Origin of the sequence: Nocardia sp. NPDC056100, from assembly GCF_042266325.1 — a bacterium.
Classification (GTDB): domain Bacteria; phylum Actinomycetota; class Actinomycetes; order Mycobacteriales; family Mycobacteriaceae; genus Nocardia.
Window position 1 is genome coordinate 1,106,552 of the sequence record NZ_JBHJVY010000003.1, and the last position, 26,032, is coordinate 1,132,583.

The window sequence follows — 26,032 nt, forward strand, 5'->3', positions numbered from 1 at the left end:
AGTCGGCCCGGTGAGCGAAACTGATGTGAGTCTTGCCGGCCGAGTGGCCATCGTCACCGGCGCGGGCGCCGGGCTGGGCCGGGCCGAAGCCTTGGAGCTGGCCCGGGCCGGCGCGTCGGTCATAGTGAACGACCTTGCCGAAAACGACGCGGTCAGCGCAACCCTCGCGGACATTCGCGCGCTCGGCGCCAAGGCCGAATTCGTGGCCGGCAGCATCGCCGAATCGGCCACCGCCGATGCCCTGATCAGCACCGCCGAGGAGACCTTCGGTGGCCTGGACATCGTGGTGAACAATGCCGGGATCACCCGGGACAAGATGCTTTTCAACATGTCCGACGCGGATTTCGACGCGGTCGTCGCGGTTCATCTGCGCGGGCATTTCCTTTTGACCCGCAATGCGGGCGCGTACTGGCGGGCCAAGTCCAAGGAAGCCGGTGCGCCGGTCTACGGCAGCATCATCAACACCTCGTCCGAGGCGGGTCTGCTCGGTCCGGCCGGACAGGCCAATTACGGTGCGGCCAAAGCGGGTATCACCGCGCTGACCCTGTCGGCCTCGCGCGCGCTCGCCAATTTCGGTGTGCGCGCCAATGCGATCGCCCCCCGCGCGCGTACCTCCATGACGGAGAACGTCTTCTCGGCCGCGCCCGAAGAGGGTCCGGATCCGCTCTCGCCCGATCATGTGGCCCGCCTGGTGGCCTACCTGGCCTCGCCCGCGGCCGCCGCGATCAGCGGTCAGCTGTTCGTCGTCTACGGTCCGATGGTGGCCCTGATGGCGGCCCCCATCGTCGAGCAGCGTTTCGATGCCGAAGGCGAGTGGACCCGTGAGGGTCTGGCGGCCACGCTCGGCGGCTATTTCGCCGAACGCCCCTCGGGCGCCACGTTTTCCGCGTCGGCGCTGATGGATCTCGGTTAGTCCACCCTTTGTACCGGTAGCGGGGGGTTTCTCCCCCCGTTTCCAGGTTGATCACGCGATCAATCGTTGGTAGGAATGGGAATCAACTATGTGTGGCGCCTCACAAAGGTTCCACGTTCATGATGGTAGACCTGGGGTGAACATGTTCTTGGAACTGGACATCAGTTCAGAAAGACTCCCAGTTCAAAACCGTCGAAACCTTCCGAAGCCGTACTGGAACGTGTTCTAATCTTCGGACGGGACCGAGATCACATTCAGATCTCGGAAGCTATAGCTAGGCAGGGGCAGGAGGAATCGCGGGAATGAATGATGTCCTCGCCGTACCGTTACGGGCGGTCGGAGGGTTCTTCGAACTCGCCGGCGCTGTCGCCCGCGCTGTGGTGCGGCCACCGTTTCAGCGACGGGAATTCATCGACCAGTCCTGGTTCGTCGCCAGGGTTTCCATCGTCCCGACTCTATTGGTCGCAATTCCGTTCACCGTGCTGGTGAGCTTCACGCTGAACATTCTGCTCCGCGAGATCGGCGCGGCCGACCTTTCCGGCGCGGGCGCGGCATTCGGCACCATCACCCAGGTCGGCCCCATGGTCACCGTGCTCATCGTGGCCGGTGCGGGTGCGACCGCCATCTGCGCGGATCTGGGGGCCCGCACCATTCGCGAAGAGATCGACGCGATGAAGGTGCTCGGCATCGACCCGATCCAGCGCCTGGTCGTCCCGCGCGTGCTGGCCTCGATGTTCGTGGCATTCCTGCTCAACGGCCTGGTGTCCACCATCGGCATCCTGGGCGGTTTCCTCTTCTCGGTCTTCCTGCAGGGCGTCAACCCCGGCGCGTTCGTCAACGGCCTGACGCTGCTGACGCATCTGCCCGAACTCGTCATCTCCGAGGTCAAGGCCACCCTGTTCGGTCTCGTCGCCGGACTGGTCGCCTGCTACCTGGGTCTGAACGTCAAGGGCGGCCCCAAATCCGTCGGCGACGCCGTGAACCAGACCGTCGTTTTCGCCTTCATGGCGCTGTTCGTTATCAACGTGGTCGTAACCGCCGTTGGCATCAAGTTCACGGCGCGGTGATCAGATGGCGTTCGTGATCCAATCTCGTTTTCCGAAGGTGTCCAAACGCTTTCGGCGCTTTACCGAGGGTCTCGACTCGGTCGGCAAGCATGCGGTGTTCTATGGACGGTCCATCGGATCGGTTCCCAAGGCGCTGATTCACTACCGTACCGAGACCATTCGCCTGATCGCCGAGATCTCCATGGGCACAGGCGCTTTGGCCGTTATCGGCGGCACCGTCGTGATCGTCGGCTTCCTGACGCTGGCCGCCGGCGGCACCATCGCCGTACAGGGCTACAGCTCGCTCGGCAATATCGGCGTCGAGGCGCTGACCGGCTTCTTCTCGGCCTTCATCAATGTTCGCATTGCGGCGCCGGTTATTTCGGGCATCGGCCTGGCGGCGACGCTCGGGGCCGGAACCACGGCACAATTGGGTGCCATGCGCGTCTCGGAGGAGATCGACGCCCTGGAGGTGATGGCCATCCGGCCGGTGCCCTTCCTGGTGGGCACTCGGATTCTGGCGGGCATCATCGCGATCATCCCGCTGTACTCCTTGGCGGTCATCGCCTCGTTCATCGCGAGTCGCTTTGCGACCGTGGTGATCTACGGTCAGTCGGCCGGTGTGTACGACCATTACTTCTCGACCTTCCTGATTCCGAGCGACATCCTCTGGTCGTTCGCCCAGGCGATCTTCATGGCCATGGCGGTCATGCTGATCCACACCTACTACGGCTATCACGCCGCGGGTGGTCCGGTCGGCGTCGGTGTCGCGGTGGGTAACGCGGTACGGGCCTCGCTGATCGCGGTGGTTATGGTGACACTGCTGATCTCCCTTGCCATTTACGGCACCACCGGCAACTTCCATCTCTCCGGGTAGGGCGGACATGGCGCAAACACTGGACCCGGTAGCGAGCCCGATCGGCTCGCCGTTCGTCCAAAAACCAACATCCACGCGGTATTCCGAGCAGGGCTGGTTCATTCGCCTGTGCGGCGCCGGAATGGTGCTGACCATCGTGGCCGTCGTGGTGGTCTGCCTGGTCAGCTTCGCGGGCGGCTTCCAGGACACCGTCAAGGTGACCGTCGCCGCGCCGCGCAGCGGCCTGGTGCTCGACCCGGACGCCAAGGTGAAGATCCACGGTGTGGAAATCGGTACCGTCAAGGGCATTACGAATACCGCCGACGGTGCGAATATCGAACTGGCGATCGATCCGGACAAGCTGAAACTGGTCCCCGCGAATTCCGTCGTGGATATTCGGTCCACAACTGTCTTCGGCGCGAAATACATCAATTTCGTTCCGCCGCAGCAGCCCTCGGCACAGGCGTTGAAGCCGGGCGCCACCGTCCAGGCCGATGCCGTCACCGTGGAATTCAATACGCTGTTCCAGCATCTCAATCAGGTGCTCGACAAGATCGAGCCGGAGAAGCTCAATGCCACGCTGACCGCGCTGGGTACCGCGCTGGACGGGCGCGGCGAGAAGCTCGGGCAACTGCTGTCCGAGAGCGATCAGTATCTGAAGGACATCAATCCGAGCCTGCCCGATCTGCGCCGGGATCTGCAGACCTCGGTCGGCGTCACGAATCTGTATGCCGACGCCGTGCCGGATCTGTTGCGCACCACCAACAATCTGACCGTCACCGGGAGCACGCTCGTCGATGAGAAGAACGCCCTGGATCAGGTGCTGCTCAACCTCATCGGACTGGCCGACACCACCGGCGGCGTGCTGGGCGACAACTCGCAGCAGCTGGTGACCGCGCTGGATCTGCTGCGCCCCACCACCGGGCTGCTCAACGAATACAGCTCGGGCCTGTACTGCCTGGTCGTCGGCGCCGCCGACGCACTGCCCCTGGGCAACCGCATCTTCGGTGGCGACGGACCGTACGTGACGCTGAACGCCAGCTTCATGCCCGGCGGCACCCCGTACGAGTACCCGAAGGATCTGCCGAAGGTGAACGCCACCGGTGGCCCGCACTGTGAGAACATTCTCGACCGGGTGCCGAACAGCCACTCCAACTATCTCGTCACCGACACCTCCGAGGGCGAGGTGTGGACGCCGCCGCTGAACACACATCTCAACGGGCCCAAGGTGTTCCAACTGCTGTTCGCCGGACTGCCGGGGGTGCCCAACCCATGAAGATGAAACTGCACGCGAGCACCGTCAAGCTGTCGATCTTCGCGCTCGTCATGGTGCTGGTCCTGGCGGGGCTGGGAGTGATCTTCAGTCAGATGCGCTTCTCCCGCTCCACCGGCTACCACGCCGTCTTCACCAGCTCGTCCGGCATGCTGCCCGGGGCGAAGGTGCGCATCGCCGGAGTGCCGGTCGGCTCGGTGAGCCGGGTGACCGTCGGCAAGGATCGCCTGGCACACGTGGACTTCGACATCGACCGCCAGTACCGCGTCTACGCCAGCACCCAGGCCGCCATCCGCTACGAAAACCTCGTCGGTGACCGGTATCTGGAGCTGCTGGAGGGCCCGGGCACGGCGCAACCGCTGAACAAGAACGCCACCATCGGGGTCGACAAGACCAAGCCCGCGCTGGATCTGGACATGCTGCTCGGCGGGTTCAAACCGCTGCTGCGCGGTCTGAACCCGGAGCAGGTCAACGATCTGACCGGCGCGCTGCTCCAGGTGTTCCAGGGTCAGGGCGGCACGCTCGTCTCGCTGCTGAACAGCGGCGGCTCGTTCACCAAGACCCTCGCCGACCGGGACGCGCTGATCGGCAGTGTGATCGAGAATCTCAAGACCGTGCTGGGCACCATCGATCAGAAGGACGCGGACTTCGCGACCACGCTGAACGAATTGCAGCGCCTGGTCAGCGGACTCGCCGCGGACAAGGATCCGCTCGGTGACGCACTGCCCCGATTGGCCGGGGTGACAGGCGATCTCACCTCGCTGCTGCAGGAGGCCCGTCCGGACCTCAAGGGCGATATCGAACATCTGGGCCGCCTCTCCCAGAATCTGGACGAGCGCCAGGACGATCTGCAGTACGTGATGAACCTGCTACCCGAGACCTACAAGAAGCTGATCCGCATCGGCTCGTACGGCTCGTTCCTCAATATGTACATCTGTGGGACGAACTTCCTCGTCGACGGACCCGACGGCAAGCAGCAGCTCGTCAAACTGCCCGGCCTGCAAACCGCGGGAAGGTGCTCCAACTCATGAACGAACAACGCTCCCCTCTGATCAATGCCGGCATCGTCGGCATCGTGCTGGTGGTGACGATCTGTTTGACCGCACTGCAATTCGACCGGCTGCCGTTCGTCCGGTCGGGCGTCGAATTCAACGCCTTCTTCGCCGACGCCGGTGGCCTGCTGCCCGGTGATCCGGTGCAGGTGGCCGGTGTGCGGTCGGGCCGGGTCGAACGCGTCCAGCTGGACGGCGCCAAGGTGAAGGTGCACTTCACCCTGGACGAGTCGATCGTGCTGGGCGGTAAGACCACCGCCGCGATCAAGACCAACACGCTGCTCGGCCGCAAGTCGCTCGAGGTGACCCCGACCGGTGACGGCGCGCTGGCCACGAACGGTTCGATTCCGCTGGAGCGCACCACCTCCCCGTACTCGCTCAACGACGCCCTCGGCGATCTGGCCAGCACCGTGCAGGGCCTGGACACCGACCAGCTCAACAAGACGCTGGACACCCTGTCCGAGGCCTTCACCGATACCCCGGCTCCGCTGCGGTCGGCGCTCGACGGGCTCACCGGCCTCTCGCGCAGCCTCAACAGCCGCGACAAGGCGCTCACCGATCTGCTCTCGCACGCGCAGAGCGTCACCAAGGTGCTCGGTGATCGTGCGGGACAGATCAATTCGCTGCTGCTGGATGGCAACAGCCTGCTCGGCGAGCTCGATGCCCGGCGCACCGCGCTGAGCCAGCTGATCGTGTACGTCAACGGTCTGGCCAAACAGCTCTCCGGCTTCGTCAACGACAACGAGGCGCAGCTGAAACCGACGCTGGACAAGCTGAATTCGGTGCTCCAGCTGCTGCAGAACAACAAGGACAACATCGGCAAGGCGCTCGATGAGCTCGGACCGTTCGAGGCCGCGCTCGGTGAGCAGGTCGGCAGCGGCCCGTACTTCCAGGCGTATGTCTCCAACGCGACGAGTAAGGGGCTGCAGCTCCTGGTCGACGCGATGGTGTGGCCGAACCACCTGCCGGACTCGTTGCAGAACATGTTCCTCAACCCGGCGCCCCCGTCGATCGGACCCGCTATCCAGGAGCCGCCGCGATGAACGCGATTCGCAGAGTGCCCCGGCTGGCACGGATCATCGCCGCGGCGGTGGTCGTGGCTCTGGCCGGTTGGCTGGTCTACGGACTGGTCGCCGATATCGGGAAGAAGCACATCACCGCCTACTTCCCGTCGACCTCGGGCCTGTACGCGGGTGACGATGTGCGGGTGCTCGGGGTGAAGGTCGGGCGGATCGATTCGATCGAACCGGGCAAGGACCGGGCCACCGTGAAACTGACGGTGGACCGGGGCATCGATCTCCCGTCCGACGCCAAGGCCGTGATCATCTCGCCTTCGCTGGTCTCGGCGCGATTCATTCAGCTCGCGCCCGCCTACACCGGCGGGCCCAAGATGGGTGACGGCGCGTCGATTCCGGTGGAGCGCACCGCGATTCCGGTGGAGTGGGATGACATCAAGGCCGAACTGACCAAGCTCTCCAAGGCGCTCGGTCCGGTCGGTGAGGATAAGCAGGGTTCGTTCGGCCGCGTGATCGACACCGCGGACGCGAACCTCGGCAACGGCAACGCGCAGGCATTCCGGGACACGCTCAAGGAACTGTCCAGCACGATCAGCACCCTGTCCGACGGTCGCACCGATCTGTTCGGCACCATCCGCAATCTGCAGCAGTTCGTCGACGTGCTGTCCAAGTCCAATGATCAGATCGTGCAGTTCGGCGGCCGGTTGGCCTCGGTGGCCTCGGTGCTCGCGAATGTGTCCAACGATCTCGGGACCGGACTGGACAACCTCGACAGCGCGGTCGTCGATGTGAAGCGTTTCCTGGACTCCCGCGGCGGCGCACTCACCGAGAGCGTGCAGCGGCTGGCCGATGCCACCCAGGTTCTGGCCGACAAGCGGCCCGAATTGGAGAAGATCATGCATTCCGGTCCGACCGCGCTGGTGAACTTCTACCAGCTCTACAAGCCCGCGCAGGGCACGCTCACCGGCGCGGTCGTCGCACCGAACTTCGCCAACCCGTTCGCCTTCCTGTGCGGTGCGGTCGAGGCCGAGGGCGACAATCAGTCCGATCACAGCGCCGACCTGTGCAAGCAGTACCTGGCTCCGGTCATCCAGTCGCTGATGATGAACTACCCGCCGCTCATGGTGAATCCGGCGACCCAGCAGAACGCCTTCCCCAACCAGTTGACCTACAGCACACCGGATCTGGCCAACCAGGTGCCCGGCGGTCCCGAGCAGGTCGCGGCGCCCAAGTCCCTGACCGAGCTGGCCATCCCCGGAGGTGGACGATGATGAGCCGCCGACGGATTCGCATCGCCGGTATCGCGGTCGGCCTGGCCGCGGTGCTCGGTACGAGCGGTTGCCAGTGGGACGGACTGAACTCGGTGTCCATGCCCGGTGCGGTCGGCACCGGCGAGGGCTCCTGGCAGGTTCGCATCCAGATGCCGAATGTGACCATGCTGACCCGTAATTCGCCGGTCAAGGTGAATGACGTGTCCGTCGGCACGGTGACGAACATTCAGGTCGAGGGCTGGCACGCGCTGGTCACCGTCAGCCTGGAGAAGGGCCTCGAGCTGCCCGCCAACGCGACCGCGCGGATCGGGCAGACGAGTCTGCTCGGCAGTAATCATCTCGAGCTCGCGGCGCCGAAAGACCAACCGGCGCAAGGACAGTTGAAGGCCGGGGACCTGATCCCGCTGGAGCGGGCGGGTGCGTACCCGACCACCGAACAGACGCTGTCCTCGCTCTCGGTGGTGCTCAACGGCGGCGGTATGTCCCAGGTGGAGACCATCACCCGCGAACTCGACGCGACCTTCAACGGCCGCACCGACGCCATCCGCGACCTGCTGCCGCAGCTGAATACCCTGACCACCACGCTGGATCAGCAGACCGGCGACATCATCGCCGCCATCAGCGGTCTGGACCGGATGGCCGGAACACTGTCCCGCCAGAAGGACGATGTCACCAACGCCATCACCAATATCCATCCCGCGTTGACGGTGCTGGCCGATCGGCGCGAGAACATCACCAAAGCCATTACCTCCCTCGGTGGTTTGAGCGATATCGTGCAGCGCATCATCGACCAGGGCGGCGATAATCTGAAGGCCGATCTGGCCAATCTGCAGCCGGTGCTCAAGACACTGGCCGATACCGGCGGCAAGCTCGCCGATTCGCTGCAGTGGCTGCTGACCTTCCCCTTCCCGATCAAGAACATCGACCGGGTCATCAAGGGCGACTACATGAATCTGCTGATGACGGTGGATATCACCGGGGCCCGGCTGGATTCGAACTTCCTCACGGGAACACCGCTGGGCGGCAGTCTCGGCGGCACCCAGGCCACCCTGGGCACCGGGGTGCCGCCGACCGCGGTCGGCAAGGGCGATCCCATGATGGATCCGATCAATCCGCCGGCCCCGCCGGTGCCGAGTATCGCAGGGCTGCCACCGATTCCGGGCCTGCCCGCCATCCCGGGACTCACCGTGCCCAATACGCAGCAGGGGGGTGCGGACAAGTGAAACTCAGCAAGTTCGTCAAGGTGCAGCTGGCCATCTTCTCGGTGCTGACCGTGATCGGCCTGACGGTCATGGGCGGCAGCTACGTGCAGATCCCGGCCATGTTCGGCATCGGAAGATACGACGTCACAGTCAAATTGGCGTCCACCGGCGGTCTCTACGAAACCGCCAACGTCGCCTATCGCGGCACCAATGTCGGCAAGGTCCAGGAGGTCAAGCTGACCCCGGACGGGGTCGACGCGAAGCTGTCGATCGACAGCGATTACAAGATCCCCGCCGATATCGAGGCGTACGTCAAGAGCGTCTCGGCCATCGGTGAGCAGTACGTCGATCTGGTCCCGGCCGAATCGCCCAAAGGCGGGAATCTGCACGCGGGTTCGGTGATCCCGGTCGAGCACACCAAGCTGCCGCAGGATGTCGGCGATATGCTCAACCAGGCCGATCGGCTGCTCTCCAGCGTCGCCGACACCAAACTGGCCGAGGTCATCAACGCGGCCTTCCTCGCCTTCAACGGCGCGGGCCCGGACCTGCAGCGGTTCATCGACTCGGCGTCGCTGCTGGTGCAGGAGGCCAAGGCCAATACCGATCAGACCAAGGACCTGCTGGACAAGATCGGCCCGCTGCTGGACACCCAGAATCAGTCCGCGGACTCCATCCGCAGCTGGACGCAGGATCTGGCCACGCTGACCGATCAACTGCGCCAACATGATCCGGCGCTGCGGAATCTGTTGCAGCACACGCCCTCCGCCGTGCAGAAGGTGAACCAGACCTTCCAGGACCTGAAGCCGACGCTGCCGATCCTGCTCGCCAACATGGTCAGTGTGGGACAGGTCGGCGTCACGTATCACGCAGGGCTGGAACAGATTCTGGTCGTGTACCCGCCGCTGCTCTCGGCGCTGCTCACCGCCATTCGCGGCCCGTCCGACTACGGCGCCATGGTGGACTTCATGCTCGGGCTCAATGACCCGCCCGGCTGCACCACCGGCTTCCTGCCCGCGGACCAGCGCCGCTCGCCGGCCGATCTCTCGCAGATCGACACCCCGGACGATATGTACTGCAAGGTGGCGCAGAACGCCAAGGAAGCCGTGCGCGGCATCCGCAACACCCCCTGCGCGGAAGTGCCGGGCAAGCGGGCTCCCAGCCCGGAGTTGTGCCGCGATCCGAACGGGTACTACCCGCTGGGTGACAACCCGCCGTTCGGTGCGCCGAACGCCATCGACAACACCGGCAAGCCCACCAGCAATCTGATGGGCAACCAACCGGCGGCCGTCATAGGTCATTACGATCCGAGCAGTGGCACGTTCCTCGGACCTGACGGTCGCACCTATCGGCGAGGGGATATCGACGCCAACGGGTCCAGTACAGTGCCGTCAACCTGGCAGGAAATGCTCGAGGAGCAACAACGATGAGCGATACCACAGCAAACGGCGGCCGCCCCAGGCGGCGGGCTCTGCGACAGGCGGGCCCGCCCGTCGAGGACGAGCACTCGGGCATCGAGGTGCGCACGTCCGCACCGGCGGCTGCCGCGAGCGTGGTATCCACTCCGATCGAAGCCGATGAACCGGCCGCCGCCGCGGAACCCGCGCCGGCGCCGGTCGAGGTGCCGCCGGTCGAGAACGCCGCCGTCGTCGCGCTGACCAAGTCCGGCGCGACCGCGGCAGCACAGGATTCGACCGCCGAGACCGAGACCGTGGGGCCCGCAGCCGCCACGGCATCGGAATCGGCGGCCTCGGAATCGGCGGCCGAGGACGAGTCCGAGCCCAAGTCCCGCAAGCGATTCGGATCGCTGGACCGGCTGGGCTGGGCCGCCGCGGTGGTCGCGCTGGTGTCCACCCTGGCGCTGATCGGCTCGGGCGGTTTGTTCTTCTACCACCAGCATCGCGCCGACGCGCTGCAGGAGCGGCGGGCGGAATACGTTCAGGTCGCCAAGCAGGCCGTCATCAATCTGTCCACGATGAAGGACGGTTCGGTCGACGCCGATATCGATCGCATCCTCTCGGTGGCCTCCGGTGAGCTGAAGGCCGAATACGCCCAGAACAAGGACCTGTACAAGAAGGTCTTCGAGCAGATCAAGGTGCAGTCCACCGGAACGGTGCTCGCGACGGCGATCGAGAGCGATAACGCCGACTCGGCGACCGTCCTGGTGCTGGCACAGCAGACGGTGTCCAACGCGGGCACCGATCAGCCGCAGCAGAAGGATTACCGCTTCCGGGTCACCCTCAAGCGGGACGGCAACACCGTGACCGCGTCGGGACTGGAGTTCGTGGCATGAAGATCGACAAGCGTTCCATCCTGTTCGCCGCGGCGGGCGTGCTTTTCGTCGCGGCGGTCGTCGTGACCTCGTTGACCGGATACCGGTTCTGGTCCGACCGGCAGGGCGAGCAGGCGCGCGCCCAGTCGGTGGCCGCAGCGCAGCACACCGTCGAGTCGTTGTTCTCGTACGACTACAACACCGTCGACAAGGAACTGCCCAAGGCCGCGGACAATCTGAGCGGCGATTTCCGGAACACCTACCTGGCGCTGATCTCGAAATCGGTGATCCCGGCAGCCAAGGAGAAGCGGATCACCGTACAGGCCACCTCGCAGGCGGCCGGTGTGATCGACGCGTCCCGTGACCACGCCACCGTGCTGGTCTACGCGAACCAGTTGACCACCAGCGCGGATCTGCCCAAGGGCACGCTCACCAGCTCACGCGTGCGCGTCGAACTCGTCAAGCACGACGGTCACTGGCTGGCGACAGCCGTTACACCCGTCTGACGCTGCCGCACAGCGTGTTTCAGCTGAGCGGTACATAATTCAGCCGTCATCCGGCAGAAACGACTGTGGCCCGGTCCTTCGCGAGAAGGACCGGGCCACAGGGCATTCCGGGGATCAACCCCGGCTCACGCCCGGGTCCACGTCGTCATCGGTGAGCAGGGCGCTGCCCGCCACCCGATCCTGGGCCAGGGCGTCCAGGAAGGCGCGGGCCCAGCGGTCCACGTCGTGGGTGAGGACCTGGCGGCGTAGCGAGCGCATGCGGCGGCGGCGGGTGTCGCGGTCGTCCTCGATGGCCGCGAGCAGGGCTTCCTTGACGCTTTCCAGGTCGTGCGGGTTGCACAGGTAGGACTGGCGCAATTCGGCTGCGGCGCCGGTGAATTCGCTCAGCACCAGGGCGCCGTTGAGGCCGCCCTGGCAGGCCACGTACTCCTTGGCGACCAGGTTCATGCCGTCGCGCAGCGGGGTGACCACCATGACGTCGGCGGCCACGAAGAAGGAGACGAGTTCCTCGCGTGGGATGGGGCGGTGCAGGTAGTGCACCACCGGGTAGCCCACCCGGGCGTATTCGCCGTTGATCCGGCCCACCTGGCGTTCGATATCGCCGCGCATCTGGATGTAGGAATCCACCCGTTCGCGGCTCGGTGTGGCCAGCTGCACCATCACCGTATCGGCGGGATCGATGCGGCCCTCGTGCAGCAGCTCCTCGAGTGCCGCGAGCCGGATATCGATGCCCTTGGTGTAGTCCAGGCGGTCGACGCCGAGCAGGATGGTCTTCGGATTACCGAGCTCCGCACGGATTTTCGACGCTCGTTCGCGCACATTGCGGCGGCGCGAATACTCGTCCAATTCGGTGGAGGTGATGGAGATCGGGAACGCGCCGACGCGCACGGTGCGGAAACCCACCTGCACCACACCGAGTTTCGAGCGCACACCCACGTTGCCGCGTGAAGTCGGCTGTCCGGCAAGCCTTCTGGCCAGGTACAGGAAGTTCTGCGCACCGCCCGGCAGATGGAAGCCGATCAGGTCCGCGCCCAGCAGACCCTCGACAATCTCTGTGCGCCAAGGCATCTGCATGAACAACTCGACCGGCGGGAACGGAATGTGCAGGAAGAAGCCGATGGTCAGATCCGGGCGCAGCATGCGCAGCATCTTGGGCACCAGCTGCAACTGGTAGTCCTGCACCCACACCGTCGCGCCCTCGGCGGCCACCTTCGCGGTGTACTCGGCGAAACGCCGATTCACCTGCACATACGCCTGCCACCAATTCCGGTCGTAGACCGGGCGCACGATCACATCGTGGTACAGCGGCCACAGCGTGGCGTTGGAGAAACCCTCGTAGTAGTCGGCGACCTCATCGGAGGACAGCGGTACCGGATGCAGTTCCAGACCGTCTTCGACGATCGGATCGAGTTCCACATCGGGTACGCCGGCCCAGCCGACCCAGGCGCCCTTGTTGTTTCGCAGCACCGGCTCCAGAGCGGTCACCAGACCGCCGGGGCTGCGCTTCCAGCGGGTGGTGCCGTCCGGCAGTTTCTCGAGGTCGACCGGGAGTCGATTGGCGACGACGACGAAACCTGAACCGGCGCTATCCGGGTTCACTTCTCATTCGCTCCGCGTAAGGGGACCGATGCCCAGCATCGACAGCAACATGCGGCATTCATCGGCGTCGGTGGCGTACGCGGCAACGACACGCTGTGCCTGACGGGCTGTTTCGTCGGCGAGTGGTTCCAGATCGTCGTCCGCGATGTCGTTTGCGCTGCTCTTCGCGGCCATAATCATGTCCTCTCGGGGAGTCTGCTCAGCTTGCGAGGACCCCATCCTATCCGGAGCGCTGGGACGATCCCTGTCCTGCGTGTACAGCGAGCCCGAAACGCAATACGCATTACGGACGATTCACCTGCGGACCGTCCGGGCAGATCGCCCTGCCTTACGGTGGTGACAGGAACTGTTGCGCAATTTTGATGAAGGGGTCGTAGTAATGCCGTTGGCCACGGTGCACGGAATCTCGCTGAACTACCAGGTCAAGGGGTCCGGACCGCTGGTCGTCATGATCATGGGTACGGGCAGCGGCGGTCGCGTGTGGGAACTGCACCAGGTGCCCGCGCTGGTCGCGGCCGGTTACCGGGTGTGCACCTTCGACAATCGCGGCATCGCGCCGTCCTACGAGGCCGCCCAGGGCATGACCATCGACGAACTGGTGCGCGACACCGCCGGGCTCATCGAATTCCTCGGTGAGGGACCGGCATTGGTGGTCGGCACCTCCATGGGCGCGCGCGTCGCCCAGGAACTCGCCCTCGCCCGGCCCGACCTGGTGCGCAAGGCCGTTTTCATGGCCGGGCACGCCCGCCTGGACCAGCTGCAGAAGACCCTCTCGCTGGGCGAACACGAGCTCGACGCCTCCGGGGTGCGGCTGCCCGCCAAATACGAGGCCGCCATCACCGCCCTGATGAACCTGTCCCCGGCCACCCTCGCCGACACCCATGCCGCCCGGGACTGGCTCGACCTGTTCGAATTCACCGGCGGCCCGGCCACCCCCGGTGTGCGCGCCCAGCGCCGCATGGACCATGATTTCGACCGCACCGCCGCCTATCGGGGTATCACCGTGCCCTGCTTGTCGGTCGGCTTCGCGGACGATCGGATGATCCCGCCGTACCTGTCCCGCGAGGTCGCGGAGGCCATTCCGGGCGCCCGCTATCAGGAGATCCCGGACGCCGGGCACTTCGGCTACCTGGAACGACCCGAGGCCGTGAACAAGATCCTGCTGGAATTCTTCGCGGGCTGAAGGTAACCGCCCAGCCGTAACGCGACCCTTGCTAGGGTCGAATCAACGTCGGGGGCTCGTCCTTGCGCTGTGGTGCCAACCCAGTGCCAAGATGATCCGTCAGCGTTCCTGTACAAGCGCCAGTATCCAGTGAGGTGAAATGAGCACCAATCCTTTCGACGACGAAGACGGCCGGTTCTTCGTCCTGGTCAACGATGAGGAACAGCACTCCCTGTGGCCGGCCTTCGCCGAGGTTCCGGCGGGGTGGCGGGTCGTGTTCGGTGAGGATTCGCGCGCCGCGTGCGTCGAATACGTCGAGAAGAACTGGACGGATATGCGTCCCAAGAGCCTGCGCGATGCCATGGCCGCCGATGATGCGGCACGTCAGGCGGCGCAGTCCTGACATCGAGCGGTTGACCCGGTACTGCACAGGAACGTCCTGAATGCGGCCTGTGGCGCCACAAGCGCCACGGTCGTATTCGGTGCAGCTCCATGAGGTATCGCTCAACCGGGTGACCGGCTTTTTCCGCGCAGCCGGCCCACCTGGTTATGATGGGCACCGCCTTCCGCCTCCTTAGCTCAGTGGTAGAGCACTCGCCTTGTAAGCGAAAGGTCGTCAGTTCAATCCTGACAGGGGGCTCGATTGCCGCCTCTCCGCGACTTCGGTCCTGGGGAGGCGGCTTTTTTCGGCTCGCGAATCGCTCCCAGGAAACTCCCAGGGTTGGTACAGCGAACTCGCGGGCCCGGGCAGCAGTATGAGGTCATGACAGGTGTGCCCGGGAACCGCGAAGCCGAAGCCAGAGTGCTGGTCGTCGATGATGAGCCGATGATCGTCGAGCTGCTGTCGGTGAGTCTGCGGTATCAGGGGTTCGAGGTGGCGAGCGCCGGGAGCGGCACCGAGGGGCTGGATCGGGCCCGGGTGTTCCGGCCGGACGCGCTCATCGTCGATGTGATGATGCCCGGTATGGATGGCTTCGGACTGCTGCGGCGGCTGCGGGCCGACGGGATCGACGCACCCGTGCTGTTCCTGACCGCGCGGGACGAGGTCGAGGACAAGATCACCGGATTGACCTTGGGCGCAGACGATTACGTGACCAAGCCGTTCAGCCTCGAGGAAGTGGTGGCGCGGCTGCGGGTCATCCTGCGGCGGGCCGGGCGGGCCGCGCCGGAGACCAAATCCTCGCGGTTGCGGTTCGCCGATATCGAACTCGACGATGACACGCACGAGGTGTGGAAGGCGGGGGATCCGGTGCCGTTGTCGCCCACCGAATTCACGCTGCTGCGGTATTTCATGGTCAATGCCGGAACCGTGCTGAGCAAGCCGCGGATCCTGGATCACGTGTGGCGCTACGACTTCGGCGGTGAGGTGGGCGTGGTGGAGACCTATGTGTCGTACCTGCGCAAGAAGGTCGACACCGGGCCGGATCGGCTCATCCACACCCTGCGCGGGGTCGGCTACGTCATGCGGGAGCCGCATCGCCGGTCGGCCGCGAAGTGAGCCCACGCGCCCGGTTGTCGGATCGGCTCGCCGCGATACCGCTGCGGACCACCCTCGCCCTGGCGCTGGTGTCGCTCGCCGGAATCGGCCTGCTGGTCTCCGGGATCGCGGTGACCACGCTCATGCGCAATGTGCTCATCGACCGCATCGACCGGCAATTGAGCGAGGCCGCGCACAGCTGGGCCTCGCCCGGTGCGAATCGGCCCGAAACGCTGCCCGCGCCGCCCGCGGGCCGGGAGCGTCCGGCCGATCTGCTCTATGTGCGCGTACAGGATTCGACCGGGAAGCTCACCCTGCACCTGGATGTCGGCACCGGACAGCCCGCGATACCGGACGGTCTGGGCAGGCATGCGGTCACCGTCGGCTCGGTCGGCGACTCGTCGGAGAAGTGGCGGGTGCTGCGCATCGTCAACCAGAACGGCACCAGCACGGTCGGACTGCGGATGGATCAGACCCGCACCATTCTGGATCGGCTGATCCTGTTGCAGGCCGTGATCGGCGCGCTCGTCCTGGCCGCGCTCGCGTTCGTCGCGCGAGTGGTGGTGCGGCGCAGTCTGCGACCGCTCGAACAGGTCGAACAGACCGCCGCCGCCATCGCGGGCGGTGATCTGCATCAGCGAGTTCCGGTGCGCGGCAACGATACCGAGGTGGATCGGCTGTCGCGGTCGCTGAACACCATGCTCACCCAGATTCAGCAGGCGTTCGCGGCCACCGAGGCGTCGGAGGAGGCCGCGCTGCGCTCCGAGGCCAAGATGCGGCAGTTCGTCGCCGACGCCAGCCATGAACTGCGCACACCGCTGACCACCATCAAGGGGTTCTCCGAGCTGTATCGGCAGGGCGCGATCACCGAACCCGAAATGCTGATGGATCGCATCGAACGCGAATCCAAGCGGATGGGGTTGCTGGTCGAGGATCTGCTCATGCTGGCCCGGCTGGACGCACAGCGGCCGGTGGAACGGCGGCCGGTGGATCTGCTGACGCTGGCCAGCGATGCGGTGCACAATGCCCGTGCGCTGGCGGCGGTGCAGCGGGGGGACGGACCCGCGCGGTCCATCGATCTGGAAATCCGTTCCGGCTCGGGCACATTGGAGATCGAGGGGGATGAGACCCGGTTGCGCCAGATCCTGGGCAACCTGCTCAACAACGCGCTCGTGCACACTCCGCCCGAGGCCGCGGTGACCGTACGGCTCACGCCGGGCGAGGACGATGTGCTGCTGGAGGTGGCCGATACCGGGCCGGGGCTCGCGCCGGAACAGGCCGAGCGGGTGTTCGAACGCTTCTATCGCACCGACAGCTCACGCAGCCGGGTCAGCGGCGGCACCGGATTGGGACTGTCGATCGTGCAGGCACTGGTCACCGCGCACGGTGGCGAGGTGTCGGTGACCAGTGCGCAGGGTGAAGGGACGACCTTCAGCGTGCGACTGCCGCGAACCGGTCAGTCCGGGACATTGGCGCTGTAGCCCAGATCGCGCAGCGCCTGCTTGATCTTGGCCTGCGCCTCGTCCAGGGATTCCTTGCTCGGCTCCGGATCGGCGGCGGTGATATCGAAATCGCCCAGTTCGAACGCCGGGAACACGTGCAGGTGCAGATGCGGCACCTCCAGCCCGGCGATCAGCAGACCCGCGCGCGGGGCGTCCCACGCCGCCCGCACCGCCCGGCCGATCTTCTGCGCGACGCCCGTCATCCGCGACATGGTCTCCGGATCCAGGTCCTGCCACTGGTCGATCTCCTTGCGCGGCACCACCAGCGTGTGCCCCTGCGTCACCGGCGCGATGGTGAGGAAGGCGACGAATTCATCGTCCTCCCAGACGAATCGGCCCGGCAGCTGACCTTCGATGATCAATGAGAAAACAGAAGCCATGCCCGGCAGATTACGCGCGCCCGGTGACCGGCGCCCGCGCGCTCCGGCCGCGTGGCACCGGCCCGGACGGGATTCCAATCGGTACGACGGCTGACCCGTGTGCGCTGCCGCGGCCGAAGCTATTGCGTACTGCGGGCGAACGTCGGGCGCATCGTGCGTGAACCGGGCGGTGGTGGTCGGCGGGGACGCTTTAAGCTGTCTGCCGTGCGCGTACTCGTCATCGGTTCCGGAGCCCGTGAACATGCCCTCGCCCTGGCCCTGCGCCGGGACCCGGCGGTGACCGCGGTGGCGGTCGCGCCCGGGAACGCGGGCATCGCCCAGCATGTGGATGTGCGGTCCGTCGACCCCAGTTCGGGGGAAGAGGTGGCCGCGCTCGCGCGGGAGCTGAACGCGGATCTGGTGGTGATCGGGCCCGAGGTGCCGCTGGTGCTCGGCGTCGCCGACGCGGTGCGGGCCGCCGGGATTCCGGCCTTCGGGCCGTCCGCGGCCGCCGCGCGGATCGAAGGGTCCAAGGCGTTCGCCAAGGACGTGATGAACGCGGCCGGTGTGCGCACCGCGCACAGCGAGATCGTCGATCATCCGGGTGAGCTGGACGCCGCGCTGGATCGATTCGGGCCGACCTGGGTCGTCAAGGATGACGGGCTGGCCGCGGGCAAGGGCGTGGTGGTGACCGCCGATCGGTCCGTCGCCCGCGAGCACGGGGCCGAACTGCTGGAGAACGGGCATCCGGTACTGCTGGAGTCCTTCCTGGACGGACCCGAGGTATCGCTGTTCTGCCTGGTCGACGGCGAGAACGTGGTGCCGCTGCTGCCCGCGCAGGATCACAAGCGGGTCGGCGACGGGGACACCGGGCCGAACACCGGAGGCATGGGCGCGTACACGCCGCTGCCGTGGCTGAGTGATGAGACGTTGCAGGCCATCGTCGACGATGTGGTGAAACCCGTTGCGGCCGAGATGGTTCGGCGCGGGGTGCCGTTCAGCGGTCTGCTCTACGCCGGACTCGCCGTCGGCTCCGCCGGACCCGCCGTCATCGAATTCAATTGCCGCTTCGGCGATCCCGAGACCCAGGCCGTGCTGACCATGCTGGACAGCCCGCTCGGCGAACTGCTGTTCGCCACTGCCACCGGCACCCTCGGCGAGGTCGAGGCCCCGCGCTGGAAGGACGGCGCGGCCGTCACCGTCGTGCTCGCCGCCGAGAACTACCCGGGCCGCCCGCGCTCCGGCGATGTCATCACCGGCGCCGAATCCTCCGGCACCGGAACCACTTCCGAGGTCCTGCACGCGGGAACCGCACTGCGCGAAGACGGTTCGATCGTCTCCGCCGGCGGCCGCGTGCTCTCCATCGTCGGCCAGGGCGCGGACCTGTCCGAGGCCCGCAAGAACGCCTACGACCGCCTCGCCGGAATCAAGCTCCCCGGCGGCCACTTCCGCACCGACATCGCCCTCGCCGCCGTCGAAGGCCGGATCACCGTTCCTGAACCGGCGGTCTGAGTACCCGGCTGCGCACACGACATTTCCTCGCTCCCTTGCGGTTTCGCAAGGGAGCGAGTTTCGTTTCGGGCCGGGGTCAGTTCAGGGAGATGCCGCGTTGGGCGAGCCAGGTTTGGGGGTCGACGTGCTGGCCGTTGATGATGATCTCGAAATGCAGGTGTGGGCCGGTGGAATCGCCGCGGTTGCCGATGCGGGCGATCTGCATACCCGCCGGGACGCGTTCGCCGACCGAGACGAAGAAGTCGTACATGTGGCCGTACACCGAGATGCTGCCGTCGTCGTGCCGGATGCGCACCCAGAGGCCGAAGCCCTGTGCGGGACCGGCGTCGATGACCGTGCCCGCCGCCACCGCGTAGATCGGTGAGCCCAGCGGTGCGGCGATATCGATGCCCGCGTGGAAGGTGCCCCAGCGCGCCCCGAAGCCGGAGGTGAACGCGCCCACGGCGGGCAGGACGAATCCGCCGATGCTCGGCATCACGAATCCGGGCGGCAGTGTGCCCTGCGGTGCGGGCCCGGTGATCCACGGCTGCTGTTCCCCGGCGACCGCCGCGGCGGCCTCGGCCTTGGCGCGGTCCAGGGTCGCTCGTGCGGCGGCGGCCACCACCGCCGACTCACGCAACCGTTCGCCGCTGTTGATGGCATCGAGATATCGCTTGGCCGATTCCGCCGCGGTATGCACCTGCAACGGGTTCGCCACCGGAACCCGCAGCGCCACACCGGGTTCCACCGCCGTGTCATACGAGACCAACCCGATCCCGCTGTCCGCCGCCGCGAACACCAGCACCGCGACCACCCCGCCGATCAGCACCCGATGCTTGATCGCCCAGGCCCGAGCCACCGGCGTCTGCCGCCGGACCTCGCCTCTACCCCGCTCCACCAGCTCATCGAACTCGGCCCGCGATCGTGGCCGCCGCCCCCAGAATTCGACCGCCTGCTCACGAACCACCGGCACCTGCTCGCGGACCCGGGCCACCCCTTGTGCTCCGGCCCGCACCCCGCGAGCCACGCCCGCGCGCACGAACGCCGTACCGCGCCCGGGGGTATCGAGCCGCATCCGCACCCCCGGCATGAAACTGTCCACCCCGGCCCGGAATCCGCGTTCACCCGACTCGTGCCCGGTCGCGTCCGCTCCCTCACCCGCGTCCGCGCCCTCGGCGCGCTCGGCCAGGTCTCGTTCGGCATCGGATTCCTCGGCACCTGCCTCGGATTCCCCGGTCGGCTCGTCACCTTCGCCGTGCGAGTTCGGGTTCGCCGCAGGCCGATCCGCGTCCGCTTGGCCGTTTCGCTCGACCGAGCTTTCCGCCTCAGGCGCGTGTGCCTCCGCCTCGGTGCTGTCCGGTTTGTCGGTTGCCGGGGGTGAACCGGCGGGGTGGTGTGCCGCCGAGTCCTCCTCGGTGGTGGTCGGTCCCCCCTGCATACGCTCCTCCTCAGGCATTCCGGCGGCCATTGCGGGACAGGCGGGGGAGCGGGTGCTCTACCGTCTGTCGAGTGCGTATCGAATCTCGCCGGTCGACCATTCCACCTTTCTACGTGATGGATGTCTGGAAGGCAGCAGCTGAACGAGCCAGAACTCACGGGGATGTGCTGGTGCTGGCGGCCGGACAGCCGTCAACCCCCGCTCCGCGCGCGGTTTTGCGGGCGACCGAACAGGCCCTGAATTCCGAATTGCTGGGTTATACCGAGACATTCGGGATTCTGCCGCTGCGCGAGGCCATCGCGGCGCATCATCGGGACACCTACGGGGTCGCCGTGAGCGCCGATGACGTGGTGGTGACGACCGGGTCGTCCGGTGCTTTCACGCTGATTTTCCTCGCGGCGTTCGATGCGGGGGACACGGTCGTGGTGGCCCGCCCGGGCTATCCGGCGTACCGGAACACCCTCACCGCCCTGGGTTGCGATGTGATCGAACTGGATTGCGGTCCCGAGACCCGATTCCAGCCGACCGTCGCCATGCTGGAGGCGCTGCCCGAACCGCCCGCCGGGTTGATCGTGGCGAGCCCGGCCAATCCGACCGGAACCATGATCGCGCCCGCCGAATTGGCCGCACTCGCGCGCTGGTGCGATGACCACGGCACGCTGCTCATCTCGGACGAGATCTATCACGGCATCGTCTACGACACGGAGTTGTCGACAAGTACCGAGCCGACCTCCTCGGCCTGGGAGACCTCGCGCGAGTCCATCGTCATCGGCTCGGTCTCCAAATACTTCTCCATGACCGGCTGGCGGCTGGGCTGGATGCTGGTCCCCGAGGGCATGCGCCCGGCGCTGCAACGCCTCGCCTCGAATATGACCGTCTGCCCGCCCGCTATCTCCCAGTACGCGGCCGTGCACGCGTTCGGCGCGGAGGCCAAGGCCGAACTCGACGGTCACGTCGCCCGCTATGCCGCGAATCGCCAACTGCTGCTGTCGGGTCTGCCGAAGCTGGGCATCACCGAACTGGCTCCGGCGGACGGCGCGTTCTACGCCTACGCGAATATCGCGCATCTGACCGATGATTCGATGCGCTGGTGTTCGGAGGTGCTCGACCGGACGGGGGTCGCGCTGGCCCCCGGCATCGACTTCGACACCGTGAACGGTGTTCATACCGTGCGGTTCTCATTCGCGGGCGCGGGCGCCGATATCGAAGAAGCACTCGACCGGTTGGGACGCTATCTGGCCTGAACGGACCTCCGGGAGCGCCGTTCCTAGGGAATCACCACAGATCGCACAGATTCGGCACAGATGAACCTATGAGGACTGGCACGATTGCATCCGTGACCACTGCGACGACTCCGAAAGGCGAAAGGCGTCGCCAAGCGCTGGTTTGCGCCGCCGCCGAGCTACTGCTCGAAGGCGGCTTCGAGGCGGTTCGGCATCGCTCGGTGGCCACGCGCGCGGAACTGCCGCTCGCGTCCACCACGTACTACTTCGAATCCCTGGAGGATCTGATCGCGCGCGCGGTCGAATTCTCCGGCAATGCCGAATTGGATGCCATGCGCCGCCGGGTCGGCGAGGTGACCCACCGCCGCCGCGGCGCGGACGCGACCGTGGATCTGGTGCTGGATCTGCTCATCGGCTCCGAGCACGCCGACGCCGATGCCCGCGGCCAGCTCATCGCCCGCTACGAGCGTTCGGTGGCCTCGGCCCGCCATCCGGAGCTACGCGAGGTCCAACTCCGACTACGCGCCCAGCTCGATGATCTGCTCGCCGACGTCCTACGCCGCTCCGACCGCATAGTCCGGCCCGAGCAGGCCCGCCGACTCGTCGCGGTCGTCGACGGCGCGGTGGTGACCGCCCTCGGCGAAGCCGACCCGCAACCCCGCCGCATGGCCCGCGCCGCGCTACTCGAAGTGATCGATATCGTCGCTCCCCCAACCTGATCGCCCCGGCCCTGGCAGACATGCACCCCAAGTTCGCGGCCCGTCTCGGTTCTGGACTGAGCGGAGCGGAGGAGCGAAGCGGGGGAGCGGAGGGAGGGAAGAACCGAGACTTCAGGGGCCGCGAACCGCCCGGAGCGAAGCGGAGGGCAAAATAGGCACAGTGACCTTTGTGCCGAACGTCCTCGCCACCCGCTATGCCAGTCCTGATCTCGTGCGGCTGTGGTCGCCGGAGAACAAGATCGTGCTGGAGCGGCGGCTGTGGCTGGAGGTGCTGCGGGCGCAGACCGAGCTGGGCATCGATGTGCCCGCCGGGGTGGTCGAGGATTACGAGCGCGTGGTCGATCAGGTCGATCTGGCCTCGATCGCCGAGCGCGAGCGGGTCACCCGGCACGATGTGAAGGCCCGCATCGAGGAGTTCAACGCGCTCGCCGGGCATGAGCACGTGCACAAGGGCATGACCTCGCGCGATCTCACCGAGAATGTCGAGCAGTTGCAGATCCGGCTCTCGCTCGAGCACGTGTACGCGCACGGCGTCGCCATCGCCGCCCGGCTGGCCGAGCGGGCCGCCGAATACCAGTCGCTGGTCATGGCCGGTCGTTCGCACAATGTCGCCGCGCAGGCCACCACCCTCGGCAAGCGGTTCGCCTCCGCGGCCGATGAGCTGCTGATCGCGCTGACCCGCCTGCGCGAGCTGATCGACCGCTACCCGCTGCGCGGTATCAAGGGCCCGATGGGCACCGCCCAGGACATGCTGGATCTGCTCGACGGCGATGCGGGCAAGCTCGCGCAGCTGGAGCAGAAGGTGGCGCATCACCTCGGTTTCAAGAACGTCTTCACCAGTGTCGGCCAGGTGTACCCGCGCTCGCTGGATCACGATGTGCTCTCCACGCTGGTCCAGATCGGTGCGGGCCCTTCGTCTTTCGCGCACACCATCCGCCTGATGGCCGGGCACGAACTGGTGACCGAGGGTTTCCAGAAGGGCCAGGTCGGCTCGTCGGCCATGCCGCACAAGATGAACACCCGCTCCGCCGAGCGCGTGAACGGCCTGCAGGTGATCCTGCGCGGTTACGGTTCCATGGCCGCCGAGCTGGCGGGCGCGCAGTGGAACGAGGGCGATGTGTTCTGCTCGGTGGTGCGCCGCGTCGCGCTGCCGGACGCGTTCTTCGCCGTCGACGGCATGATGGAGACCTTCCTGACCATCCTGGCCGAATTCGGCGCGTACCCGGCGGTCATCGATCGCGAGCTGAACCGCTATCTGCCGTTCCTGGCCACCACCCGCCTGCTGATCGCCGCCGTCCGCGCCGGTGTGGGCCGGGAGACCGCGCACGAGGTCATCAAGGAGCACGCGGTGGCCGTGGCGCTGGCGATGCGGGAGCAGGGCCAGGAGCCCGATCTGCTGGACCGCCTGGCGGCCGATGACCGGATGCCGCTGGATCGCGCTGCACTGGATGCCGCGCTGGCGGATCGTTCGGCCTTCATCGGCGCGGCCGAGGCGCAGACCGCGGAGGTCATCGCGCAGGTGCAGAAGCTGGTGTCGGCCAATCCGGAGGCGGCGCGCTACACCCCGGCCCCGATTCTGTAGCAGCGCGGGTTTTTCGGCCCCGGTGTGCACGCGCACCGGGGCCGAAGTGTTTTCGCGGGCGGGCCCTCCTGCTCCAGGTAGTCGCGTGGCAGGCTGCCGGGCATGAATCCGTACACGATCTTCTCCGAAATCATCGCCGGCACCGCGCCTTCGAGCATGGTGTACGAGGACGCGGATGTTGTTGCCTTCATGGACATTCGGCCCGTGACACCCGGTCATCTGCTGGTGATTCCGCGGGTTCCGGCGCGCAGTCTGGCGGAGTTGGATCCGGAGCTGGGCGGCAAGCTCTTTCAGGTCGGGCAGCGGCTGGCGGCCGCGCTGCGCGAGTCCGAGGTGAACTGCGACGGCGTGAACTTCTTCCTCGCGGACGGGGTGACGGCGGGGCAGGAAGTTTTCCACGTGCACCTGCATGTGATTCCGCGGACACCGGGCGATGGTTTCGGCCTGCACGCGCGAGCGACTTCTCCGCAGCGTGCGGACCTGGATTACCTGGCGGGATCGATTCGGGGCGCATTGCAGCGAAACCCTGGTGTTTCATAGCCTGAGCGCATTACCATATGCGAACCGAATGGTTTGCCAAGGACACGCCATGGGCCGAATATTCCTCGCGCCCACCGGCACTCGAGTTACGTTGGAACGCGATTGTGGTGGGCTGATGGAGGTGGGGCCATGCGTAGAAGTGTCATTGCCGCAGCGGTTTTCGCATTTGCCGCGAGTTTGCTCAGTCCGGTGCTCGCGCCACCGGCAACCGCCCGCGCGGCGCAGGTGATCCGCGTCGACGATCTCAACGCCACCCGCTCCGCGTTATTCATCGATTCGCCCGCCATGGGCCGCACGATTCAGGTGCAGGTTCTGCATCCGGCCGGTGGCGGCGCACGTTCCAGCTATTACCTGCTGGACGGTCTGGATCCCGGCGCGACCCAGAGCACCTGGACCAATGCCACCGACGCCGAACCCTTCTTCCGCGATAAGAACGTCAATGTGGTGCTGCCCATGGGTGGGCAGGCCAGCTACTACACCGATTGGGCCGCGGACGATCCGCGTTTCGGCCGGTATCGCTGGGAAACCTTTCTGACACAAGAACTTCCGCCGATCATCGACGACTATTTCGCCGGTAACGGGGTGAACGCCATCGGCGGGCTCTCGATGGGCGGCGTCGCGGCTTTCGTTCTCGCCGTGCGGCATCCGGAGCTGTACCGCGCGGTGGCCGGGTACAGCGCCTGTCCGGATCTGACCATCGCGCAGGGCGCGATCCTGTTCTCCATCGCCAATCGCGGCGGCAATCCGTTCAATATGTGGGGCGGTCCGGGCGATGGCGCGTGGGCGGCGCACAATCCGGCGCTGCTGACCGAGCGGTTACGCGGTAAGACCATCTACCTGTCCACCGGCACCGGGCTGCCCGGCCCGCATGAGCTGGAGATCAAACCGCAGCTGCCGGAGAACATCTTCTTCGGCGGTCCGATCGAACTCGGGGTCAATGCCTGCGTGAACTCGTTCGCGGCGCATCTGAAGGATATGAACATCCCGGCGCGGGTGGATTACAGCCCGGTGGGCACGCACTCGTGGTCGTATTGGCAGGACACCCTGCACGAGTCCTGGCCCACCATCGGCCCGGCGATCGGCGCCTGAGTTACTTTCCGGGACGGTTGAATTCGCCGTCCTTGGCCCCGGCGACGAAGGCGCGCCATTCGCCGGGGGTGAAGATCAGCACCGGTCCGTCCGGATTGCGGGAATCCCGCAGGCCGATGTTTCCACTGGCCAGGAACGCTATTTCGACGCCGTCGGTGCTGTCGTCGCCGCGCCGCCACACGGCGTCGGGCTCGATCTCACGGTTCTTGGACGTGTCGGGCGATGAGATGGACTCGGCTTCCACTTCGGACTCCCGGATGCGGTGACGTTGCGAGTACTGGTCGGTGATGTAGATCGCACTCATAATGCCAGTGTTTGCGGAGCGGCCGGATCGGATATTCCATTCTGTGTCTGCAGAAGGAGGTATGTGGTGCGCACGCCATGGTCACAACAGCGAGCAGCTCCTCTCTCCGACAGCTGTGATGTGGTGCCGGAGAGATTCAATAC

The 26,032-nt window shown here is 66.3% G+C and carries 26 protein-coding genes and 1 tRNA gene; 22 read left to right on the forward strand and 5 right to left on the reverse strand.

Annotation, left to right across the window (positions count from 1 at the left end):
* Positions 1-10 precede the first annotated feature (10 nt).
* From ACFC0O_RS27285 to ACFC0O_RS27335, 11 genes are all read left to right on the forward strand, one after another.
* Complete coding sequence (locus ACFC0O_RS27285; RefSeq protein ID WP_375962555.1) at positions 11-913, forward strand: 3-oxoacyl-ACP reductase; 903 nt, start codon at positions 11-13, stop codon at positions 911-913.
* A 302-nt stretch (positions 914-1,215) separates the two neighbouring features.
* The gene (locus ACFC0O_RS27290; protein WP_375962558.1) at positions 1,216-1,980 is read left to right on the forward strand and encodes an MlaE family ABC transporter permease; all 765 of its coding nucleotides are present in this window, start codon (positions 1,216-1,218) and stop codon (positions 1,978-1,980) included.
* A gap of 4 nt (positions 1,981-1,984) precedes the next feature.
* Positions 1,985-2,836, forward strand: a complete 852-nt coding sequence (locus ACFC0O_RS27295; RefSeq protein ID WP_375962561.1) for an MlaE family ABC transporter permease — start codon at positions 1,985-1,987, stop codon at positions 2,834-2,836.
* Between the two features lie 121 nt (positions 2,837-2,957).
* A complete protein-coding gene (locus ACFC0O_RS27300; RefSeq protein WP_375963884.1) occupies positions 2,958-4,091 on the forward strand; it encodes an MCE family protein in 1,134 nt (377 codons plus the stop codon).
* 2 nt (positions 4,092-4,093) lie between these two features.
* Positions 4,094-5,119: an MCE family protein gene (locus ACFC0O_RS27305; RefSeq protein WP_375963886.1), complete on the forward strand. Its 1,026-nt coding sequence runs from the start codon at positions 4,094-4,096 to the stop codon at positions 5,117-5,119.
* Positions 5,116-6,183, forward strand: coding sequence for an MCE family protein (locus ACFC0O_RS27310; protein ID WP_375962564.1), 1,068 nt, complete (start codon positions 5,116-5,118; stop codon positions 6,181-6,183). The genes ACFC0O_RS27305 and ACFC0O_RS27310 overlap by 4 nt, the downstream gene beginning before the upstream one ends.
* Positions 6,180-7,427 carry an MCE family protein gene (locus tag ACFC0O_RS27315; RefSeq protein ID WP_375962566.1) on the forward strand — a complete coding sequence of 416 codons (1,248 nt, stop codon included), beginning with the start codon at positions 6,180-6,182 and terminating at the stop codon, positions 7,425-7,427. Before ACFC0O_RS27310 ends, ACFC0O_RS27315 begins: the two co-directional genes overlap by 4 nt.
* Positions 7,424-8,650, forward strand: a complete 1,227-nt coding sequence (locus tag ACFC0O_RS27320; protein ID WP_375962568.1) for an MCE family protein — start codon at positions 7,424-7,426, stop codon at positions 8,648-8,650. The genes ACFC0O_RS27315 and ACFC0O_RS27320 overlap by 4 nt, the downstream gene beginning before the upstream one ends.
* Positions 8,647-10,056, forward strand: coding sequence for an MCE family protein (locus ACFC0O_RS27325; protein WP_375962570.1), 1,410 nt, complete (start codon positions 8,647-8,649; stop codon positions 10,054-10,056). The genes ACFC0O_RS27320 and ACFC0O_RS27325 overlap by 4 nt, the downstream gene beginning before the upstream one ends.
* Positions 10,053-10,919 carry a hypothetical protein gene (locus ACFC0O_RS27330; RefSeq protein ID WP_375962573.1) on the forward strand — a complete coding sequence of 289 codons (867 nt, stop codon included), beginning with the start codon at positions 10,053-10,055 and terminating at the stop codon, positions 10,917-10,919. Before ACFC0O_RS27325 ends, ACFC0O_RS27330 begins: the two co-directional genes overlap by 4 nt.
* Positions 10,916-11,404, forward strand: coding sequence for a h domain protein (locus ACFC0O_RS27335; protein ID WP_375962576.1), 489 nt, complete (start codon positions 10,916-10,918; stop codon positions 11,402-11,404). The genes ACFC0O_RS27330 and ACFC0O_RS27335 overlap by 4 nt, the downstream gene beginning before the upstream one ends.
* 114 nt (positions 11,405-11,518) lie before the next feature.
* Here the strand turns inward: ACFC0O_RS27335 and ACFC0O_RS27340 are convergent, their stop codons facing one another.
* Positions 11,519-13,003, reverse strand: a complete 1,485-nt coding sequence (locus ACFC0O_RS27340) for a trehalose-6-phosphate synthase (protein ID WP_375962578.1) — start codon at positions 13,001-13,003, stop codon at positions 11,519-11,521.
* A gap of 3 nt (positions 13,004-13,006) precedes the next feature.
* Positions 13,007-13,177, reverse strand: coding sequence for a hypothetical protein (locus ACFC0O_RS27345; RefSeq protein ID WP_364641745.1), 171 nt, complete (start codon positions 13,175-13,177; stop codon positions 13,007-13,009).
* Positions 13,178-13,382: 205 nt separating this feature from the next.
* On the opposite strand from ACFC0O_RS27345, the gene ACFC0O_RS27350 reads away from it, so the two are divergent.
* The 5 genes from ACFC0O_RS27350 (at position 13,383) to ACFC0O_RS27370 (ending at position 17,123) form a co-directional block, all read left to right on the forward strand.
* The gene (locus tag ACFC0O_RS27350; protein ID WP_364641742.1) at positions 13,383-14,186 is read left to right on the forward strand and encodes an alpha/beta hydrolase; all 804 of its coding nucleotides are present in this window, start codon (positions 13,383-13,385) and stop codon (positions 14,184-14,186) included.
* A 139-nt stretch (positions 14,187-14,325) separates the two neighbouring features.
* Positions 14,326-14,568 carry an MbtH family protein gene (locus ACFC0O_RS27355; RefSeq protein ID WP_019931522.1) on the forward strand — a complete coding sequence of 81 codons (243 nt, stop codon included), beginning with the start codon at positions 14,326-14,328 and terminating at the stop codon, positions 14,566-14,568.
* 165 nt (positions 14,569-14,733) lie between these two features.
* Positions 14,734-14,805, forward strand: a tRNA-Thr gene (locus ACFC0O_RS27360).
* 123 nt (positions 14,806-14,928) lie between these two features.
* Positions 14,929-15,663, forward strand: a complete 735-nt coding sequence (locus ACFC0O_RS27365; protein ID WP_364641739.1) for a response regulator transcription factor — start codon at positions 14,929-14,931, stop codon at positions 15,661-15,663.
* Positions 15,660-17,123, forward strand: a complete 1,464-nt coding sequence (locus ACFC0O_RS27370; RefSeq protein ID WP_375962583.1) for a sensor histidine kinase — start codon at positions 15,660-15,662, stop codon at positions 17,121-17,123. The genes ACFC0O_RS27365 and ACFC0O_RS27370 overlap by 4 nt, the downstream gene beginning before the upstream one ends.
* On the opposite strand, the gene ACFC0O_RS27375 is transcribed toward ACFC0O_RS27370, so the two are convergent.
* A complete protein-coding gene (locus ACFC0O_RS27375; protein ID WP_364641733.1) occupies positions 17,099-17,524 on the reverse strand; it encodes an HIT family protein in 426 nt (141 codons plus the stop codon). The two genes, ACFC0O_RS27370 and ACFC0O_RS27375, sit on opposite strands and share 25 nt — an antisense overlap.
* A gap of 204 nt (positions 17,525-17,728) precedes the next feature.
* On the opposite strand from ACFC0O_RS27375, the gene purD reads away from it, so the two are divergent.
* The gene (purD, locus tag ACFC0O_RS27380) at positions 17,729-19,015 is read left to right on the forward strand and encodes a phosphoribosylamine--glycine ligase (protein WP_375962586.1); all 1,287 of its coding nucleotides are present in this window, start codon (positions 17,729-17,731) and stop codon (positions 19,013-19,015) included.
* Between the two features lie 76 nt (positions 19,016-19,091).
* Here the strand turns inward: purD and ACFC0O_RS27385 are convergent, their stop codons facing one another.
* Positions 19,092-20,432, reverse strand: coding sequence for a peptidoglycan DD-metalloendopeptidase family protein (locus ACFC0O_RS27385; protein WP_375962589.1), 1,341 nt, complete (start codon positions 20,430-20,432; stop codon positions 19,092-19,094).
* A 71-nt stretch (positions 20,433-20,503) separates the two neighbouring features.
* Between ACFC0O_RS27385 and ACFC0O_RS27390 the strand changes: the two genes are divergently transcribed.
* From ACFC0O_RS27390 to ACFC0O_RS27410, 5 genes are all read left to right on the forward strand, one after another.
* On the forward strand, positions 20,504-21,676 hold the full coding sequence (locus ACFC0O_RS27390; RefSeq protein WP_375962591.1) for a pyridoxal phosphate-dependent aminotransferase: 1,173 nt from the start codon (positions 20,504-20,506) through the stop codon (positions 21,674-21,676).
* Positions 21,677-21,768: 92 nt separating this feature from the next.
* Positions 21,769-22,374, forward strand: a complete 606-nt coding sequence (locus ACFC0O_RS27395; RefSeq protein WP_364641723.1) for a TetR family transcriptional regulator — start codon at positions 21,769-21,771, stop codon at positions 22,372-22,374.
* A gap of 160 nt (positions 22,375-22,534) precedes the next feature.
* Positions 22,535-23,956, forward strand: coding sequence for an adenylosuccinate lyase (purB, locus tag ACFC0O_RS27400; RefSeq protein ID WP_364641720.1), 1,422 nt, complete (start codon positions 22,535-22,537; stop codon positions 23,954-23,956).
* A 102-nt stretch (positions 23,957-24,058) separates the two neighbouring features.
* A complete protein-coding gene (locus tag ACFC0O_RS27405) occupies positions 24,059-24,496 on the forward strand; it encodes an HIT family protein (protein ID WP_375962595.1) in 438 nt (145 codons plus the stop codon).
* A gap of 129 nt (positions 24,497-24,625) precedes the next feature.
* Positions 24,626-25,585 carry an alpha/beta hydrolase family protein gene (locus ACFC0O_RS27410; protein ID WP_364641714.1) on the forward strand — a complete coding sequence of 320 codons (960 nt, stop codon included), beginning with the start codon at positions 24,626-24,628 and terminating at the stop codon, positions 25,583-25,585.
* Between the two features lies 1 nt (position 25,586).
* On the opposite strand, the gene ACFC0O_RS27415 is transcribed toward ACFC0O_RS27410, so the two are convergent.
* Positions 25,587-25,889 carry a DUF397 domain-containing protein gene (locus tag ACFC0O_RS27415; protein WP_375962598.1) on the reverse strand — a complete coding sequence of 101 codons (303 nt, stop codon included), beginning with the start codon at positions 25,887-25,889 and terminating at the stop codon, positions 25,587-25,589.
* Between the last annotated feature and the right edge of the window lie 143 nt (positions 25,890-26,032).